Source organism: Sorangiineae bacterium MSr12523 (assembly GCA_037157775.1).
Lineage (GTDB): Bacteria > Myxococcota_A > Polyangia > Polyangiales > Polyangiaceae > Pendulispora > Pendulispora brunnea.
Map to the genome: position 1 here is coordinate 7,493,585 of CP089982.1, position 16,381 is coordinate 7,509,965.

15 protein-coding genes are annotated in these 16,381 nt (G+C 64.5%); 9 read left to right on the forward strand and 6 right to left on the reverse strand.

The genetic code is table 11. The annotated features are described in order from the left end of the window. Positions 1-252: 252 nt before the first annotated feature. Both LZC95_29290 and LZC95_29295 read right to left on the reverse strand, forming a co-directional pair. Positions 253-963 carry an SDR family oxidoreductase gene (locus LZC95_29290; protein ID WXA90538.1) on the reverse strand — a complete coding sequence of 237 codons (711 nt, stop codon included), beginning with the start codon at positions 961-963 and terminating at the stop codon, positions 253-255. A 203-nt stretch (positions 964-1,166) separates the two neighbouring features. Continuing rightward, on the reverse strand, positions 1,167-1,670 hold the full coding sequence (locus LZC95_29295) for a hypothetical protein (protein WXA90539.1): 504 nt from the start codon (positions 1,668-1,670) through the stop codon (positions 1,167-1,169). Between the two features lie 145 nt (positions 1,671-1,815). Between LZC95_29295 and LZC95_29300 the strand changes: the two genes are divergently transcribed. The 3 genes from LZC95_29300 (at position 1,816) to LZC95_29310 (ending at position 4,884) form a co-directional block, all read left to right on the forward strand. Further along, on the forward strand, positions 1,816-2,490 hold the full coding sequence (locus tag LZC95_29300) for a response regulator transcription factor (protein ID WXA90540.1): 675 nt from the start codon (positions 1,816-1,818) through the stop codon (positions 2,488-2,490). Further along, complete coding sequence (locus tag LZC95_29305; protein WXA90541.1) at positions 2,487-3,797, forward strand: ATP-binding protein; 1,311 nt, start codon at positions 2,487-2,489, stop codon at positions 3,795-3,797. The genes LZC95_29300 and LZC95_29305 overlap by 4 nt, the downstream gene beginning before the upstream one ends. A 118-nt stretch (positions 3,798-3,915) precedes the next feature. Beyond that, positions 3,916-4,884 carry a zinc-dependent alcohol dehydrogenase family protein gene (locus tag LZC95_29310; protein WXA90542.1) on the forward strand — a complete coding sequence of 323 codons (969 nt, stop codon included), beginning with the start codon at positions 3,916-3,918 and terminating at the stop codon, positions 4,882-4,884. On the opposite strand, the gene LZC95_29315 is transcribed toward LZC95_29310, so the two are convergent. Both LZC95_29315 and LZC95_29320 read right to left on the reverse strand, forming a co-directional pair. Then, on the reverse strand, positions 4,885-6,285 hold the full coding sequence (locus LZC95_29315; protein WXA90543.1) for an alpha/beta hydrolase: 1,401 nt from the start codon (positions 6,283-6,285) through the stop codon (positions 4,885-4,887). A gap of 11 nt (positions 6,286-6,296) precedes the next feature. After that, the gene (locus LZC95_29320) at positions 6,297-7,376 is read right to left on the reverse strand and encodes an amidohydrolase (GenBank protein WXA90544.1); all 1,080 of its coding nucleotides are present in this window, start codon (positions 7,374-7,376) and stop codon (positions 6,297-6,299) included. Positions 7,377-7,489: 113 nt separating this feature from the next. Between LZC95_29320 and LZC95_29325 the strand changes: the two genes are divergently transcribed. The 6 genes from LZC95_29325 (at position 7,490) to LZC95_29350 (ending at position 11,681) form a co-directional block, all read left to right on the forward strand. Next, a complete protein-coding gene (locus tag LZC95_29325; GenBank protein ID WXA90545.1) occupies positions 7,490-7,987 on the forward strand; it encodes a MarR family transcriptional regulator in 498 nt (165 codons plus the stop codon). Between the two features lie 79 nt (positions 7,988-8,066). After that, the gene (locus LZC95_29330; GenBank protein WXA90546.1) at positions 8,067-8,294 is read left to right on the forward strand and encodes a hypothetical protein; all 228 of its coding nucleotides are present in this window, start codon (positions 8,067-8,069) and stop codon (positions 8,292-8,294) included. 91 nt (positions 8,295-8,385) lie between these two features. Then, the gene (locus LZC95_29335; protein WXA90547.1) at positions 8,386-9,057 is read left to right on the forward strand and encodes a hypothetical protein; all 672 of its coding nucleotides are present in this window, start codon (positions 8,386-8,388) and stop codon (positions 9,055-9,057) included. After that, positions 9,027-9,815 carry a fibronectin type III domain-containing protein gene (locus tag LZC95_29340; GenBank protein ID WXA90548.1) on the forward strand — a complete coding sequence of 263 codons (789 nt, stop codon included), beginning with the start codon at positions 9,027-9,029 and terminating at the stop codon, positions 9,813-9,815. Before LZC95_29335 ends, LZC95_29340 begins: the two co-directional genes overlap by 31 nt. A gap of 85 nt (positions 9,816-9,900) precedes the next feature. After that, the gene (locus tag LZC95_29345; protein WXA90549.1) at positions 9,901-10,734 is read left to right on the forward strand and encodes a peptidyl-prolyl cis-trans isomerase; all 834 of its coding nucleotides are present in this window, start codon (positions 9,901-9,903) and stop codon (positions 10,732-10,734) included. Further along, positions 10,722-11,681 carry a HupE/UreJ family protein gene (locus LZC95_29350; protein ID WXA90550.1) on the forward strand — a complete coding sequence of 320 codons (960 nt, stop codon included), beginning with the start codon at positions 10,722-10,724 and terminating at the stop codon, positions 11,679-11,681. Before LZC95_29345 ends, LZC95_29350 begins: the two co-directional genes overlap by 13 nt. Here the strand turns inward: LZC95_29350 and LZC95_29355 are convergent. Further along, positions 11,660-13,675, reverse strand: a complete 2,016-nt coding sequence (locus tag LZC95_29355) for a metallophosphoesterase (GenBank protein WXA90551.1) — start codon at positions 13,673-13,675, stop codon at positions 11,660-11,662. The two genes, LZC95_29350 and LZC95_29355, sit on opposite strands and share 22 nt — an antisense overlap. A gap of 80 nt (positions 13,676-13,755) precedes the next feature. Next, complete coding sequence (locus LZC95_29360) at positions 13,756-15,948, reverse strand: anthranilate synthase component I (protein WXA90552.1); 2,193 nt, start codon at positions 15,946-15,948, stop codon at positions 13,756-13,758. Positions 15,949-16,381: the final 433 nt, after the last annotated feature.

A 16,381-nucleotide genomic window follows, 5' to 3' on the forward strand; every position in this document is an offset into this window, starting at 1 on the left:
TCCCACGTGAACACGTGGTTCAGCCGAACGGCACCATTCGCGGAGCGCACCGACGACGCCATCCTCAAGGGCTTCGCCGCCCGAATGCCCCGCCAAGAAGACGGTCGTCGGCCAGCCTTTCAGCCAAGAGAAATACGGCGTGGGCGTCCGCAAAGAGGATATTGCATTCCGCAATGCAATCAACGACGTCCTCGAGGCGCACTCCCCACGGACCAAAGGAAACTCGTCGCACGTGACACCGCTGCGGTGCGCTTACGTGGGCGAAACGGGGCGAGGAGGCCGGAGTGAGAACGAGGTGAGGCTCATTCCACCGTCGATTTCGATTTCCTGCGCGGTGATGTACGAGGCTTCCTCGCTGGCCAGAAATGCAGTGAGGTGCGCTATTTCTGCCGGCTCCGCGAAACGTCCGGCGGGGATGGCGGCGATGGCACGCTCCCGAATATCGTCGGGCATCGCAAGGGCCTTGGGGGTCGCGACCAGTCCCGGCAGAACACAATTGGCTGTGATGCCGTGACTCGTATTCTCGATCGCCACGGTCCGCATCAGCCCCTGCAGCCCCGATTTGGACGCCGCGTATGCTATTTGACCGGGCGCCCCGAGGTGTCCGGCGACGCTCGAGATCGCAATGACGCGGCCCCAACGCCGCGCCCGCATTCCAACGAGGCAAGCCTGAATGACGCGGAACGACCCCGTGAGGTTTACATCGATATCTCGAGACCACTGCGCGAGTGACATTTTATGCGCCGCGGCCATCGTATCGACGATGGCGGCGTTCGCTACACAGATGTCCACGCTGCCGAAAACATCGGCGGGCAGCGTGTCCCGGGAGATATCCAGCTTGAGATCGCAAGGACCGCTAACATCGAGACGGATAACCTTCAGCCCATTGGCGCGCAGCCGTTCGACGATCGCAACACCGATACCACCGCTGGCACCGGTCACCAAAGCAGTGCGTATGCTCATGAGTGGGGCCCTTTCATGATGGACCGCAGGATACCGTTCTGCGGTGACGCAACGGCTATAGAGAGCACTTTTCCTATATCAAGGTCTCCCGATCTGAACTCCCGTCAAGAGACCTCGTTCCGTTCTTCCGACCGCTCGCAGCATTCCTCGAGAGCACCATGAGATGGTGCTCCCAAGTGAACGCGAGGTTCAGCCGAACGGCACTATTCGCGAATCGTGTGGAGCACGAGCTCCCCGGGTAACTCGCTGGCGCACGCCTTGAGCGCGGCATCCACCGCGCCGCCGTCATCGCCCGCCCGGCGAGCGATGAACAGCCGCGGGCCGGGGCCGGCATCATCGGGGATGCGCGGCATGACCTCTTCGCCATCGATGGGACGCGCGGGGATTGCTTGCACGGCCGCGCCGTCGATGTGGCGCGTGGTCGCGAGGATCATCCGGCGGCCACCGTCGCCGTTGGGCGGCGGAGGATCGGGCCAGTCGGTGGCGCCGTGGGCACGCATGCATTGTGCATGTTTCACCATTTTCGCGTGGACCTGCTCCATGGTCGCGGCATCCGCCGCCGTTGCATCGGCCGTGGTGAGCGGCTGTGTGCTCGAGGTGGGCGATTCCGCAGGTGGGTCGCTGGAGCCGTTCGAACAACCGACGACGACGGCTGCCAATGTGACAAACGACGCGAGAGAGGCAAACGAGACGATACGAAGTTGCATGGGTTGGTCTCCTTTGCCTGGGACCGTACTTCCTCGAAGCTTACGGGAAGCTGAGCACCCCTGAGACTGTTCTCAGCCTGCCTCTCTGCTTCCCGAACCTCTCAGGAAGCTTTCAGGTCGGCACTGGCAAGATGGACGTTCCACCATGCGAATCCTCATCGTCGAAGACGAAGCGCGGCTGGCCGATGCTCTGGCCACCGGCCTTCGCGCGGAGGGCTTCTCGGTCGATGTCGCCCGCGATGGCGCGGACGGCCTCGAACGTGCGCGCGATGGCTCCTACGCCGCCATCGTGCTGGACCTCCTCCTGCCCGAGAAAAATGGCTACGAAATCTGCGAAGCGCTCCGCGCGGAGCAAATCTGGACGCCCATTCTCATGCTCACCGCCAAGGACGGCGAGTACGACGAGGCCGAGGCCCTCGACACGGGCGCGGACGACTTTCTCTCCAAGCCGTTCTCCTACGTCGTCCTGGTGGCGCGCTTGCGGGCGCTCATCCGGCGCGGCTCCGTGGCCCGCCCGGCCAAGCTCTCCATCGGAGACCTAACGCTGGATCCGGCCACGCGCGAGGTTCGGCGCGGCGACAATCCCATCACGCTCACCCCGCGCGAGTTTGCCCTGGTCGAGGCACTCATGCGGCGCGGAGGGCACGTCATCACGAAGCAGCAGCTCTTGGCCGATGTGTGGGGCGAGGAGTTCGGCGGGGATCCCAACCTGGTCGAGGTGTACGTGCGCTACGTGCGGCGCAAGGTCGATGAGCCGTTCGGCCGGCGCACCCTGCAAACGGTGCGCGGCGTCGGATACCGCATGGTGGCCGACCCATGAAGGCGCTGCCGGCGGCCAGCGTCCGCGTGCGCGTGACCTTCGCGGTGACGGCCCTGTTCGGGCTCGCGCTCATCCTGGGAGCGTGGCTCCTGGTGCGCGCCGTCGAGCAAACCGTGCTGCGCACGGTCGAGCAGCGGCAGACCGGGCACCTCGAAGCGTTGCGCGCGCAAGTCGAACACGGCGTGCCGCTCGATGCGCTGCAACTTCCGCCCGGCCCGCCGAACACGCAGTTCGAGGTGCGCACGCCGGCAAGCCCCGCGATGCCCGCGCGTGTGTTGGGCGTCGGGCCTCGGCTTTTCCTCGCCCAGCGCAGGTTGCCCGATACGGACCTTTCCACCACGGAGCTCGCCACGATCTCGCCCAAAGAGGGACGCTTGATGCTCGTGGCCATGAGCCCTCTCGACGACGTTCGAAACAGCGTCGATGCCTTGAAACACGTGCTCTGGGCGGCCATCCCCGCGCTGGTCGTGGCCATCGCACTCGGTGCGTGGTGGGTCACCGGCCGTGCTCTTTCACCCGTGCGCGTGATGACCCGGCGGGTCGCGTCCATCACCGGGAGCACGCTCCACGAGCGGCTGCACGTCTCCTCCTCCGGCGACGAGATCGCGGAGCTCGCCCAGACGATGAACTCGATGCTCGACCGGCTCGAGCGCGCTGCGCAGCGGCAGCGCGAGTTCGTCTCCGATGCCTCGCACGAGCTGCGCAGCCCCGTGGCGAGCATCCGCACGCAGCTCGAGGTCGCCCTCGCCCACCCCGATCCAACGCGCTGGCCGGCCGTCGCGCAGGACGTGCTCGCGGAGGACGCGCGCATGGAGAAGCTCGTCGCCGACCTGCTCCTTCTCGCGCGGCTCGATGAATCCAATGCCGTGGCGCGCGACGAGATCGATCTCGACGATCTCGTGCTGGAGCAGGCCGCACGCACCTGGCGACTGCCGGTGCAGGTGCACGGCGTTCAGGCCGCGCGCCTCACGGGGGACCGGCACCAGCTCGCGTGCGTCGCGCGCAACCTCATCGAAAATGCCGTACGCCATGCCAAAGGCCGCGTGGAGGTGGCCACCACCACCGACGGCAGCGCCATCCGCTTCACGGTGGACGATGACGGCGAGGGCATCCCGCGCGCACACCGCACGCGTGTCTTCGAGCGCTTCACGCGCCTCGAGGAAGGACGCAGTCGCGACGGCGGCGGCGCCGGCCTGGGGCTCGCGATGGTTCGCCGCATCGTCGAACTTCACGGCGGTGCCGTGCGCATCGGCAAGAGCCCGCTGGGCGGTGCCCGTGTCGCCATATCTTTGCCGACTGCAACGTGAGGTGCGCAGAACCTCAGTTCGGCGAGAGCCGATTCTACACTGCTTTCATGGTCGCTCTTGCCGGCTCCAATCTCGTTCTCAAACATTGTGATCGCAATCAAAACGAGAGGCCAGGAACATGCGCGCCATTCTTCTCACCGCATTTGGCAACCCCATCGACGTGTTGCAATTCACCCAGGTGCCCGAGCCGCCGCCGCCCGGACCGGGTGAAGTCTTGGTCGATATGCTCTTTGCGCCGCTCGATTTCAGCGATCTATTGATGGCACGCGGCGTTTACCCGCTCCCTATGACCTTGCCGAGCGTCATTGGAAATGAGGGTGTGGGGCGCGTCCGGGCCATTGGCAAAGGGGTAACCAATGTCAAAGCGGGAGATCGCGTGTTGGCGCCGCTTCATGGCCTCACGTGGGCGGAGCGCGCGACCTATCCGGCCGATCGTCTGTTTGCACTGCCGGTCGGTGGGGACGCACGCCAATTGGCCATGGCCGGAATCAATCCGCCCACCGCATCGCTTCTATTGAGTGAATACGTCGATTTGAAACCGGGCGATTGGGTCGTTCAGAATGCCGCCAACTCGGGCGTGGGGCGCTCGGTGATTGCATTTGCCAAAAAGCGCGGGCTGCGCACCATCAACTTGGTTCGCCGTCCGGAGCTGGTACCAGAGCTGATGGCCGCCGGTGGCGATGTCGTTCTCGTGGATGGTCCCGAGACCCTCTCGTCGGTCAAGCGCGCCGTTGGAACGGCGTTGCCCCGGCTGGGGATCGATGCGATTGCCGGCCCGTCGACGGCGTCGCTGGTGCGCCTGCTCGCTCCGGAAAGCACGGTCGTGTTGTATTCGCAACTGAGTCGCGAACCCGCCGCGCTCGACGGCCGCGATCTGATCTTCCAACGCATCACGGTGCACGGCTTCTGGCAGGGCGCGCCGCAGTTCGCGACCAAGCTCCCCGCGGCCACGCGCGAGGGTGCGGAGTTGATCATTTCCGGGCAGATCAAGGTGCCCATCGCCGCAACCTATCCGCTGTCGGCGATTCGGGAAGCGGTGGCGCACGCCGAGCGCGGGGGCAAGGTGCTGCTGCAGATGCAGGCCTGATCAGCGCAGTTGCGCATCCAAAAAGGCGAAGGTCCGGTCGAGCACCTCGCGCGTCTCGTCCGTCGCATCGAGGACATCGAAGGCGTGGTGCGCCCGATCGTGCCGCACCAAGGTGACGGGCGCCTTCATGTCCGCGGCGAGCTTCGCGAAGTCGTCGATGCCGCGATTGAGCACGTCCCAGTCGTAGCCCGCGCGCACGAGCAACACCGGCGGGATCTTCGCGCCATCGCGACGAGGCCGGCGAAGCTGCCGCACGGCCGACAGCCGCTCGATCACCGCCGCCGGCAGCGGCGGCTCGGTGGCCGTCAGCGTCGACTCGGTGATGAGCGGGTAATACGCGACCACCGCGCGCGTGAAGGGCTCGAGGTTTCCCAGGGCGCTGCCCAAGCCATATGCCCCGCCGGCCGAGGCCACCCAAAGCGCCACGCGCGCCGGATCCACCCCGAGCGACGCAGCATTCGCGCGCACGTAGCGAACCGCCTCTTCGAGGTTGTCGGCCACGGGCACGACTTCGCTGAATAGCTTGTTCGGCCCATAGCCGGTAGCGCTGGCCCCGAGGTTGGGCATCACCGCCACATAGCCTTTGGAGGCGAGAATCTGGGCCATTTCCTGGTAGCCGCGCCAGTTCTTGGCCTCGCGCACGAGCGCCGGGTGCATTTGTCCGTGGACGAAGATGACGGCGGGCCTGGGGCCTTGGACTTGGGTGGAGCGGTACACATCGAGGCGGAAATCCTGCCCCGCCACCGTGCGGTACGTGCGCTCGGGCAAACGCTCGAACGACGACGGCGGCGGGAGTGGATACGCCACCGGCAGCCGTGTCATGTAGAAGCCGGGGATCTTGGCCTGCTCGGTCTGGGCCGGCGCAAAGACCTGCTGCAAGAACTCCCGTCGATCGCGGAGGACGACGTCCGCGTTCATCGACTCGTAAACGCGCCTCACCTTGGGATCGGGCGTCTTGTCGAACATATCCTCTGACGGATCGCGCACGTCGAATTGTTCGAAAATCAGAACATGGCTGTCCTTGAGAAAGGGCTCGTCCTCTTTTCCGAACTTCGCGGCATTCGCGAATGGCGGTACCACGAGGATTGCCGCCTTGACCCGCGAAAGCACGGCAACGCCATGGCGATCGCCCACGTACGCCATGCGATCCGCATCGACGTCGGGCTGCGACGCCAGCTTGTCGAGGCCCTTCGAGGGCTCGTCACCCTCGTCGAGCGTCCGCGAAACGATTCCCAACTTGGCCAATGCCTCGACCTCGGCCTGCGGTGGCCGCTGCTGGAAAAGCACCGCGGGATGCTTCGCGCCATGTTGAGGCGCAATCGTCGCAGGGGGCGGACCAGAAGAAGTACAGGCCAACGAAGCCAAGACGCTCAAGTGCACCACGAGGCGAGAAAGCCGCATGGTGCCACATCTTACGCTTCAATTTTCCGTGCGAGGTTCGGAAAAAGGCGCAGTGCATTTCCTCGTTCAATGCGGGCACGAGCTGCAGCATCGAGCGCCGGATCCGCCGCGAATCGTGCAATATCGTCCTTCACCAGGTCCTCGACGACCTGGTGGTAATCCGTCCCGAAAAGAATACGGCTGGGATCCGCGCTGGCCAGCAACGTGGGCGTCATATGCGAGGACATCGGGCCGGCCGTATCGAAATAGAAGCGGCGCATGTACGTGCGCACCTTTTCGGGATCGATGCCATCTCCGGTGCGGTATCCGCGCGACATGCGATCGACGATGTATGGCAGAAAGCCGCCGCCATGCGGAAGGATGATCGAGATATCCGGATAGCGATCCAACGTGCCGGATACCATCATTCCGAGCGCTCCGCGCGTGGTGTCGAGCATGAAGTCGGCGAGCGATCCTTCGATTTTCGGAGATATTTCATTGTCTCCAGGCAGGAAATCCGGATGGGTCAACACCACCGCCCGCCGCGCGTTCAGCGCCGCGAACAAGGGTTCGAAGATGGGGTCCCCCAAATACCGATGTTCGAAATGATTCATCAACAGAAAGCCATCCGCCCCCAAATCGGCCGCCCGCCCGAGCTCCTCGAGCGCGAAATCGACATGAGCCAATGGCAAATAGGCAAAAAAGCCCCAGCGCGTGGGATGCCGTCTCGCCATGTTGGCCAGCGAGTCGTTCAAGGTGCGAACGCCCTCGCGCGCCATGGCCAGGCCGCGATCGGCGGCCTTGGGATCGAAAAAGATGTCGCTCGGCGCGGGCATGGAGGTCACCCCGGCTTGGATGCCCAGCCGGTCCATCACGCCGAGGGCGGTGACCTCGTCCCAGATCATCCAGGGCTCGGTCGCCTGAGGAGGCAATTTGTGCTGATCCTTCATCCACTGCTTCATCTCCGGAGGCAGCGCGTGGTGGTGCGTGTCGATGCGTTTCGTGCTCGTTGGATCGAGCAGCGGCGGTGTGGGATCCCCATCTTCCTCGTTGCATCCCAAGGTGGTCCGAGCAGCCGCGATGGTCGCCCCGGCCATCATGGCGCGCAACATGACGCGCCGCCCAAGCCTTGATGTATCGTTCTTCATGCATCTGGGCTCCCGGAAGGGGCTGCGCCGTTCAAAAATATTTTGATTTTCGAACTATCCGAATGTCTAACCATAAAATGTCCAGCGAACTTCGGGCTCAGGTCGCCGTCGCCGTGCAACGGATGCAAGCAGCATCGGACGCCATGGATGAGGCGGCGGCCAAAGTGCTGGGCATCAACCGCACCGACTTTCGCGCCTGCAGCGTGCTCGCCTACGCGGGGCCCATGAGTGCAAGCGCCCTGGCCGAGGCCACGGGTCTGAGTCGCGGTGCGATGACCACGTCGCTCGATCGACTGGAGCGCGCAGGCTACGTGCGCCGCACTGCGGCGGAAGCCGACCGGCGCAGCGTCATCGTCGAGTTGACCAACAAGATGCTGCGCATCGCGGCGACCATCTGGGGCCCGCTCGCCGTCGAATCCAACGGGCGGCTCGAGCATGTTTCGGATGAAGGTCTCGCGACCATCGTCCATTTCCTCGACGGCTCGACACGCCTGTTGGAGTCACACGCCGAGCGCGTTCGCGGCATGGCCAAACGCCGTGTGGCGCGCAAGGCAATGGCCTCGAAGCAGGATTGACGCATACACGCGTTGCGAGCCAAGGTGCCCTCCGTCCGTGATCCGTATTGCGTGATCCGGCACATCCCAGGAGGGTTGAATGAAGCGTGCATCAAGCATCCGCAAGCTTGGATTGTTGGGAATTGGTGTGATGTTGGCCGGCATGTCCCTGGCCCCCAATGCACATGCCGACGGAGGTACGTATTACGCGTCGTATCCCACGTACGACGAATGCCACGATGCTGCAGTGGAAGGACGACGTGCGGGCGAGTGGTATCGCTACTTCTGCCGTGAAGTAACGGATCACTGGGATCTCTGGGTGAAGTAGTGGCGTGACATTCTCGATTCGAGCGCTATCCTCCCGAACCGCCTGCTACCGGTGTCAGATCTTCAGAAACAGCAGGAACGGTGGAGGAATCATGAGCACGAATCGATCGATCCGAGCGGGTTTGGCCTGCAGTATCCTTTCCGTATCGTTCGTTGCGACCGTGGCCGGGACAGCCCAAGCGCAAATTGGCTCGGGGTGGAAATCGGCCACGTATACCAAGAAGATTCACCTCGACGACGAAAACGGCCTGCAGACCTTCAATTGGACCTCGTACAAATCGGTCTGTAATCCGATATGCGCCGATTACCGTGCAACCGGTAACTCGGAGACATTTCGCATCTTGGACAATCGGTCCAACCGCTCGGAAATACGCCTCTACAACGAATACAGCAGTGGGGAGAGGCAATTTCAGGGCTATGTCATCTTCTCCGCGCCGCTCAACGATGAATCGTTGTTTCAAATCTTCGGTAGCACCAGCGGTGCAACGCTCACCATGATGCGCGGGTATTCCGACTCCGGCGGTACGTTGCGAACGGTCGGCGGGGGCGGAGTGCTCGCCACGGGCGTTTATGGCAAAGAGCAACGCATCAATGTCATCCACAAGCAGGATGACTACGTGGAATTCTACGTCAATGGGTCGCGCAAGGCGCGGTTCTCCGAGGACGAGGAAGTGACCAATTATTGGAAGTACGGCGTTTATGGGACCTTGCGCACCGGGGCGGTGAGCGTCACATGGCGCGCCGTGCAGACCTTCACGCGGTGAGCCTCATGCGATGGGTGCCCGTCGCAGGGTGGCTTGCGCTGCTGTCCGCGGGGGCGTGCTCCAGGCCCGCGGAGCGCGTGCACGAGAAGAAGCCGCGCACGGATTCGACGCTGCAACACGCGTTTGCCGCGCCGAGGGGGCTTTCGTCGGCGCCCTCGGGCGGAAACGTGCTTCTTCGATGGGAAAACCATGCCACCGCGCCCGGCGGCTATTTCGTCGAGTTTCGCACCGACCCGAACGACGCGTTCACGATGATCGATGCCGTCTGGGCCGATGCGCAGACGCGCACGCAGCAATTCGCCCATGAGGACGCGGCGCGGGACACCGTGTTCTCGTACCGCGTTCGTCCCTTCTTCGGGGCCACTTCGGCGGCGGCGGTCCTCACCACCGGCGCCGGCGTCGATGCGGGCGCGCACGAAGAAGAGGGCCCCCTCGCGGAGCCCTCACCAACCGGCGCCGTGGCCTCACTTCGCGATGCACGTGCCATGGTGGAGGCGGCGCCCGCCGAGCTTTCCGCCACACTTGCGTCGCCGACCACCGCCGTCTTGCGATGGAAGGACCGCGCCCGCGATGAAGATGGCTATCTGCTCGAAATGGCACCGGCCGACTCGTCGGCATTCCAGATCTGCGCCTTGCTGCCGCCAAACACGACGTCCTTTCGCAAGGTGAAATTGCCGCCCCATACGAAGATGCAGTTCCGGGCACGAGCCTATTTCTTGGGGACCCCCTCCAATGAGACCACGGCCTCGCTGCGCTAGTCCGGCCTAAGCCCGCGTTCACGAGAATGGCACCGTGTGTTCACGGTATGCTAAGGCCGCTGCTGGCACCCGTATGGGCCTCCCGATGCTTCTTCCCCGGCTCTTGCGTGAACCCGTCGTTCAGTTCCTCCTGATCGGCGCGGCGCTGTTCGGCGTCGAGCGGCTGCGACGGCACGAGGAACCGCCGCGAACTCCGGAGTGCCGTCCCGAGGCGACTGCCGGACGCATCGTCGTGACCGACGAGCTGAGGCAAACGCTTTCGGAGGAGCACCTGCGTGTTCATGGGCGACGGCCCACACCGGCCGAAATGGATACCCTCATCGCCGCCTGGGTGAACGAAGAGGTGCTCTTTCGGGAGGGCCTTGCGCGAGGCCTCGAAAAGGATGATCCGCGCATCCGCCAGCGCATCGTGGAAAAGATGTCCTTCGTCCTGGACCAGGGCCTCGAACCGCCCGTGCCGAGCGAGGCCGAGCTCTCCGCGTGGTTCGACGCGCATCCGAACAAGTGGGCCACCTCGGAGCTCGTGGACTTCACGCAAGTCTTCATCCAAGGCGACGATGCGGCGGCCCGCACCCGCGCCCGTGGGCTGCTCGCCCAGCTGGAAGCGGGCGCCGATCCCGCGGGCATGGGGGACACGTTTTCGGGTGGCCGCCGCTACCGGCGCCGCAGCCTCACGGACTTGGGCGAGAGCTTCGGCCCCGATTTTTCGGCGGGCCTGGCCGAACAGAAAGAGGGCACGTGGTCGCTTCGGCAATCGCGCTTCGGCCTTCACTTGGTTCGCGTGGACCGGCGCACCCCGGCCGAACGCCCCACGCTGGTGCAGGTGCGCGAGGACGTGCTCCTCGATTACCGCGAGGCCAAGCGCGCCACCGCGCGCGAAGGCGCCATCGCCGAGATGCGCAGACGATGGACACCGTGATCAAGGTTCTCTTCGCGCTGCTCGCCCTGGTGGCGCTGCTGGTGGCGACGCCGGCCGCCGCGCACGACTTCAACCCGGGCGTGCTCACCTTGGTCGAGGTGCGCGAGGGCCGCTTCGACATCGCGTGGACCGAGCCCGTCGACAGCTTGGGCACCGGCCATGTTCGCATTGGGTATCCGCCGCAATGCCACCGCGAGGGCGACCACCTCGCCTGCGGGCGCGAGGGTCTGCGCGGGGAGCTCACCTTCGAGGGCCTGCACGCGCGGCGCACGAGAATCGTCGTCACCGTGCGCTACCTCGATGGCGACGCGTTCGATGCCGTGGTCACCTCGGACGAGCCGCGCGTCCGCATCGACAAGGCGCCCCACTCCGAGATCGCCTCGCAGTGGATCCGCCTCGGGGCCGAGCACGTCTACACGGGGCTCGATCACGTGGCCTTCGTCGTGGGCCTCTTTCTCATTACGGGCGCGCAGCGCCGGCGGCTGCTCGCGACCATCACGGCCTTCACGGTGGCGCACTCGCTCACCTTGGCGCTCGCCGCGCTGCACATTCTGGAGCTGCCACGCGCGCCCGTGGAGGCAGCCATCGCGGCCAGCGTGGTGCTCGTGGCCTACGAGTCGACCCACGACGAAAAGACCTTCACCCGCCGGTATCCCTGGGCAGTCGCTTTTGGCTTCGGGCTCGTGCACGGCCTGGGGTTCGCCGGCGCCCTCGGCGAATTGAGCTTGCCGCGGGGCGCCTTTGGCGTGGCCCTCGCGTCCTTCAACGTGGGCGTGGAGCTCGCGCAGCTCTCCATCGTGGGTGCGCTGCTGGCGCTCGCATGGCTGGCACGCGCGCGCCTCAGCGACGTCCGCCAGGCCATGGCGACGAGGGCGGTGTCACTCGTCCTCGGCGCCTTCGGGGCCTATTGGTTCTTCGATCGCGCTTATTTGGTACTAAACCGATAAACCGGGCTGCTGACGACGTGCGCGCAGTCGGTCACCGTGGCGTACCACTCGTAGTTCTTCCCCGGCGCGAGCCCGTCCACGTTGGTGCGCACACCGGACGCATCGGCCAAATCGAGCTTGGCCACCGACTTGAACGAGGCATTGCCCGCGCCCGAGAGATCGACCTTCAGCGTAAATTGGCTATTCGCATCGGTTTCGAATTTGTTTGCCGTCGGCGAATACGTACGCACGGTAAGCTCGCCGTTCTTGGGCGAAAATTCCCAGATGCGCAGGTACCCACCCCCGCCATTGGCGCGTGATTGGTAATCGGCCAGCATCGAGTGAATCGTCCTGCCCCCATACTGGTCACTGCGCTTGCTCTCCGCGCTGATGTGTCCGCAGGTGAGGAGCTGCACGTTGCTGGTGGTTTTGACGGCATCGTAAATCGATTTTCCGGCCGCACCAAAGCTCGCATCGGCATTCAAAATATGGTGCGAATTGACGATACCGAAGGCGTTCGGGTGCTGGGCAAAGACGTTTTTCGTCCAATTGAGCACGGCGGCTTCGCGCGCCTTCGAGCTGTATTGAAGATCGACGAGCACGAAATCCAGCCCACCGCCGGAGAAGGTCACCCAGTTTTCGTCGGTCTTGTTCGCGGAGTAGGTCCCACCGAAATAGGACCTTCCCTGGAATCGGCTGGTACCGAAATACTGATTGTATTTCACGGTACCGCCCGCCGTACCAAAGGGATCCTGGTCGTGATTCCCGGCGCCAACGCCGTAGGGCATTCCTTCGGGGAAACGCGCGGACTTCGTCTCCAACGTTTTCATCGCCTTGTCGGCGACCTGCCATTGGGATTCCACGTTCACTTGGTCGACCACGTCGCCGTTGTGGATGACGCCGACGATGTTGTACGCCGCCGCATTATCCATGATCCATTTGGTTTGGTCGTAGTAATATTTCGAATATTCCGGATACCGTGAATAATATTGCGTATCCGGAAGCACCACGATGGTGAAGTCTTCCCCCGCCGTCACCTCGCGCACGTAAAACGATGCACTGAACGCCGCGCTATCGGGATCGTCCACCTTCACGTCCAAGGTCGCCCTGCGGCCATCCACCGACGGCGTCCCGCGCAATGCAGGCGGGAAGCCCAGGTCCAAGATGGCCCCATCCCGCACGAACGCGGCCCCCGCCGCGATGCTACCGTGATTCGTACCCGCGCTGTCCGGCGCACCGCGATCCTTTTCGTCGAAGGCCCAGCGCCCGACCAAGCCAGAGCCCCGGGCTGCCCGGCGGTACATCGAGGCGGCAATCTCCGACGCGCTCCGTGCGTGATCCCAAAGGCGTACCTCGTCGACGGCGCCCTTCAGGAAGCCGGTTGGCGTCCCGCTCGCATCGAGCATGCTGCCGACGGCGAACGACTGCGCGCCCGACGTGCGCGGGGTAGTCTTCGCGACCAATTCGGCATCGAGCCGGCCATCGACGAAGAGCCGCCACGTCGTGCCGTCGTAAGAGGCCGCCAAATGATGCCACTGTCCCAGGGAAATATCGGTCTTTCCGAGCACCGTATGGTGCACGCCTTCTTCGTTCTCGAAGTCGGCCGCAAGCTCCCCATCTTCGGCGAAGCCGAGCACGTAGTTTCCACTTCCGCGGCCGGCAATCGGCACCAAAGATGGCCCACCTTCGCCGGCGGCATGCGGCACGCCGAATCCGTCGCGCCGCACCCATCCTTCCAGGGTGAACTGCTCGAGCGCGAGGCTCGCCGCGTCTCCCATCGCCACGTGCCCGCGCTCGCCGTCGAAGGCGAGCGACGTCGCGTCGATGGGCACCCTGCCCGTCGGGCAGGCAACCGTCTCACGCACAGGTTTTTCCGGCGGCACCTGCTCGGTCCCGCGGGAATCGTTCGCAGCAGGGCTAACCACCGAGCCCTCGCCGCCGTCCGCGCTGCACGCCACCAGCGACAGCGAACACGCCGAGAGAATGGCCCAAGGGCCAAATCGATATTTCCCCATGGCGGGCACGCTAAACGAGCGTGCCCATCCATGTTGTTACAATTATCCGGCTAAGCCGACTCGAAGTTACAATCGTTCGACTAAGCCGATTCGGGAATTGCCATCGCGTGTTCAGTTGAAGCGCGGCGCTCTGCCAGAAGCACATTGATGGCACGGTCGATGAGTCGATGTCCGATATCGGGCGATGTCATGACCGACTCGGGATGAAACTGCACCGCGGCCAATGGCAATGTCGCGTGTTCGATCGCCATCACGACGCCATCGACGGTTTCGGCGGTCACGATGAGCTCGGGCGGCAAGAGGATGCGGCTCGCGTGGATCGAATGGTAGCGGCCGACGACGAAGTGCTTCGGCAAGTCCGCGAGCACGCGCCCGCCGAGGATGCGCACGTCGGAGCATTTGCCATGCATGGGCAGATTGAGCACGGCCAGGGTGCCACCAAAGTGCTCGACCATGCCTTGCAGACCGAGGCAAACGCCGAATACCGGCAGGCGCCGTTCCACGGCGAGGGCCAAGGTCGCATTCATGTCGAAGTCGGTCGGACGCCCCGGGCCTGGCGAGAGCACCACCAGATCGGGATCGCGTCCGGCGCGCAGTTCCTCACGCGCCAGCTCGGGGCGCATGGTGGTGACCTCGGCGCCGGCAACCCGGAAATAGCCGGCAAGCGTATGCACGAAGCTGTCCTCGTGATCGATCAGCAGCACGCGAGCCCCAGTGGCGCTGGCGGCGCGCATGGGTGCCTGCACGCCGGAAACACCGTCGGCGCGGATGGCCGCGAACATCGCGGAGGCTTTGAGGCGCGTTTCCGCTTCTTCGGCCGCGGGTTCGCTGTCGTGCAGCAACGTCGCGCCCACGCGCACTTCGGCGATGCCGTCCTTCATGCGGATCGTGCGCAACGTCAGACCGGTGTTCATGTTGCCGTCGAACGTGACGCGCCCGATGGCGCCTCCGTACCAACGGCGCGGGCTCTTTTCCTCCTGCTCGATGAAGCGAATGGCCCACCGCTTGGGCGCGCCGGTCACGGTGACCGCCCAGGCATGGCTCAAAAAGCCGTCGAACGCGTCGAACTCGGGCCGGAGCATGCCCTCGACATGGTCCACCGTGTGGATCAAGCGTGAATACTGCTCGATCTGCCGGCGTCCGATAACGCGGACGCTGCCGGCCTCGCACACGCGCGATTTGTCATTGCGGTCGACGTCGGTGCACATGGTGAGCTCCGCTTCGTCCTTGCTCGAGTTGAGCAATTCGCGGATGCGGTCGGCGTCCTCCAGGGCATCGACGCCGCGCTGGATGGTGCCGGCGATGGGGCACGTTTCGATGCGCTTTCCTTCGACGCGGACGAACATCTCGGGTGAGGCGCAAACGAGGAACTCGCCGCCGCCGAGGTTCATCATGGCGCCGTAGGGCGCGGGGTTTTTCGCCCGAAGGCGGCGGAAAATCTCGCTCGGCGCCTCGCCGCACGTGGCGGTGAGGGTCTGCGCGAGCACGGCCTCGAAGAGGTCACCGCGCGCAAAGGCCTCGCGCGCACGCTCGACGCCGGCGATGTATTCGCCGGGCGCGTGATCGCTCTCTGGCGGGATCGGTCCGATGGGGTCGCGCTGGTACGGGGAGTCGCCGGTGCGCCGCGGAACGCCGATGGTGGAGCGCCCCGATACGACGAAGTCGTACCGGACGACCTGGGCCGAGCGCTGCATGTGGTCCACCACGAGGACTTCGTCCGGCAGATACAAGACGAGATCGCGCTGTTCGGCCGGGCGCGTGAGGCGCAAGGGCATGGGCTCGAACTGAAAGACGAGATCGTACCCGAAGGCTCCGTAGAGCCCGAGCTGGTGGTCTTCGTTCGATTGGAAAAGCTCGGTCAAGGTGCGCAGCACGGTGAAGACGCTGGGCTGCCGGCTTCGCATTTCCTCCGGGAACGGCTTGCTTGGGGCATGGACCTCGCCCTGGATGCGCTCCTGGTTCGCATGCAGCGTCACAAAGACATCGAGCTCGTAGAGCGCCACCGCGATGGTGGGCAACAGCACCGCACCGCGGGCGTTCAGCGCTTCGATGGTGAAGCTGCGGCCGCGCGCGGTGACGACCAGCGGCGGATCGGCAAATCCGGTATCCCATCGCGCATAGCGACCTGGGAACTCGAAGCTCGAAGAGAGAAGTACTCCGCGCCGCTTGTCGAGGCGAGCCGCGAGCAGCTGGATGTCGTTGGGGTACGGAATGTCCTCCCGCTCACGATGAACGGTGATCCCGCCTTTGGTACGATAATCGTCATGGTACATGAGACCTGCTCCTCGAAAGGCTGCCGGTCTCGGACTCGGTTGGCGGACCCTAGAATGAACGAAGGCCGCCTCGACTCCGAGACGGCCTATGTCAATGCGCTGCTGGGCCGCTCGGATTAAGCGGGCCACCACCAGCGAGAAAGGGTCGACAACGAGCTCACATCCCTGGGATAGCAGACTTTTCTGTCTCGTCCGTAACATTTTTGCAAAACTGCCCCGACCGTCACAAAACCGCGGGGTTTCGTCTCCGATGACGCATCCCCCCTTCCCGCTTCACCGAGCCTAACCGCGCCTTCTCTCCCCCCCCCCTGCCCGTGCCCGTGCCCGTGCCCGATCCGCTTCTCCGAAGAAGCGAGAGCGGGAGCGAAGATACCGGCGCTCCATAGCGAGTCGGCGAGTCATCTCGGCTCGGGTGCACCTTTCATCGATTGGC